3 protein-coding genes are annotated in these 1,851 nt (G+C 65.1%); 1 reads left to right on the forward strand and 2 read right to left on the reverse strand.

The features are described 5' to 3' along the window. The coding region (locus tag KH616_RS24695; RefSeq protein WP_292254791.1) for a S4 domain-containing protein at nt 1-404 on the reverse strand (404 nt) is incomplete at its 3' end. A gap of 41 nt (nt 405-445) precedes the next feature. Between KH616_RS24695 and KH616_RS24700 the strand changes: the two genes are divergently transcribed. After that, entirely contained in the window at nt 446-1,270 is an 825-nt protein-coding gene (locus tag KH616_RS24700; protein ID WP_292254793.1) for an outer membrane protein assembly factor BamD, read from the forward strand. Between the two features lie 93 nt (nt 1,271-1,363). Here KH616_RS24700 and KH616_RS24705 read toward each other — a convergent pair. Next, a partial coding sequence (locus KH616_RS24705; protein WP_292254796.1) for an ATP-dependent DNA helicase occupies nt 1,364-1,851 on the reverse strand: 488 nt, incomplete at its 5' end.

Raw genomic sequence — 1,851 nt, forward strand, 5'->3', positions numbered from 1 at the left:
AGCGGCACCGGTTCCGGCGTGAATGCGAGCTGCTCGGGCAGCAGATCGGGCACGAGTTCGATCGTCGCGCCGAGCGGCACCGGCTGGCGGATCTTCGCCGGGACGCCGTCGACACGCACGCGCTGCGCCTCGATCCAGCTCTGCAGGCGGCTGCGCGAGAATTCGGGAAAAAGCTGCGCCAGCGCCTTGTCGAGGCGTTCGCCGGCGAGCGCGGGCGGCACTTCGACGACGCGCGGCGCATCGACGTCCGAAGCGGACGGCGCGCCGGACGACGACAATGCGTCGCCGGCCAGATCGTCATCGAGCGAATCGCCGGCGGCAGCGTCGGCGAGGCGATCGCTTGGGCTATAATCTTCGCGATTTGACGTGCCCGACTGGGCATTCAACGAACTTGAACGGGTCATTTAGACTGGGTCACCGAGACTTGAAGCTAGGACATGCGAGCATGATGAATTCGACCAAACGTGCGGCAAAAACCGTCGCCGCCCGGGCTGCGATGGTTGCGGCCGCGGCCCTCATCGCCGGCTGCCACGGCTTGCCGCAGAAGCAGGACGAGACGGCGACCTGGTCGAGCAACAAATTATACTCAGAGGCTCAGGATGCGCTGGCCGGCGGTGACTGGGGCAAGTGCGCGAAATACTTCGAATCGCTGCAGGGCCGCGACCCGTTCGGCCATTTCGAGCAGCAGGCGCAGATCAACGTCGCGTACTGCAACTGGAAGGACAACGAACTGGCGGCCGCCGACCAGGCCGTCGACCGCTTCATCCAGCTTCACCCGGATCACCCCGATATCCCGTATGCGTACTATCTGAAGGGCATGATCCACTTCAACGACGATCTGGGCCTGTTCGGCCGCTTCGCGGGGCAGGACATGAGCGAGCGCGATCCGCAGGCGCTGCGCGAATCGTATGACGCGTTCAAGGTCGTCGTCGACCGCTTCCCGAAGAGCAAGTACGCACCGGACGCGGCGGCGCGGATGCGCTACATCGTCAATGCGCTCGCATCGCACGAAGTGCATGCGGCCGACTACTACTACCGCCGCGGCGCTTACGTTGCCGCGATCAACCGCGCGCAGCTCGCGATCAAGGAATACAAGGGTGCGCCGGCGATCGAGGATGCGCTGCACATCATGATGCTGTCGTACGACAAGCTGAACCAGCCGGAGCTCGCCGAAGACACGAAGCGCGTGCTCGCCGGCACGTTCCCGGACAGCCCGTACATCACCGGCCGTACGCGCGCCGGTGCGAAGAAGTCGTGGTGGCAGTTCTGAACCACTGCTTCGCGTGACATGAAAAAACCCGGCCGCCTGGCCGGGTTTTGTTTTGCGCCGCACGCTGGCACGCGCTGCCGGAAAAAACAGCGCTTACACGCCCTTGTCCGCGCGCTGCTCCGCGAAAAACGCCTCGACGACCTCGATCTCCCGGGTGCGCTTGAACGGCGGCAGGCTTTGCCAGATCCGCCGCCCGTACGGCTTGTCGACGAGACGCGTGTCGCAGATCATCAGCACACCGCGATCGGTTTCTGCGCGAATCAGGCGTCCCGCGCCCTGCTTCAACGTGATCACGGCCTGGGGCAGCTGATGCACGGCAAACGGGCTCAAGCCCTTCTTCGTCAGCGCATCGAGCCGCGCCGCCAGCACCGGATCATCAGGCGGCGCGAACGGCAGCTTGTCGATCACGACGAGCGACAGCGCGTCGCCGCGCACATCGACACCTTCCCAGAAGCTCTGGCTGCCGACGAGGATCGCATTGCCATACGCGCGGAAGCGGTCGAGCAGCTCGGTGCGGCTTGCATCGCCCTGCACGAGGAGTGGCTTGTTCCAGCCGCGCGACTCGATCACGCTGCGCAGCT

The organism is Burkholderia sp., from assembly GCF_018375725.1.
In the GTDB taxonomy this organism is placed as follows: Bacteria; Pseudomonadota; Gammaproteobacteria; order Burkholderiales; family Burkholderiaceae; genus Burkholderia.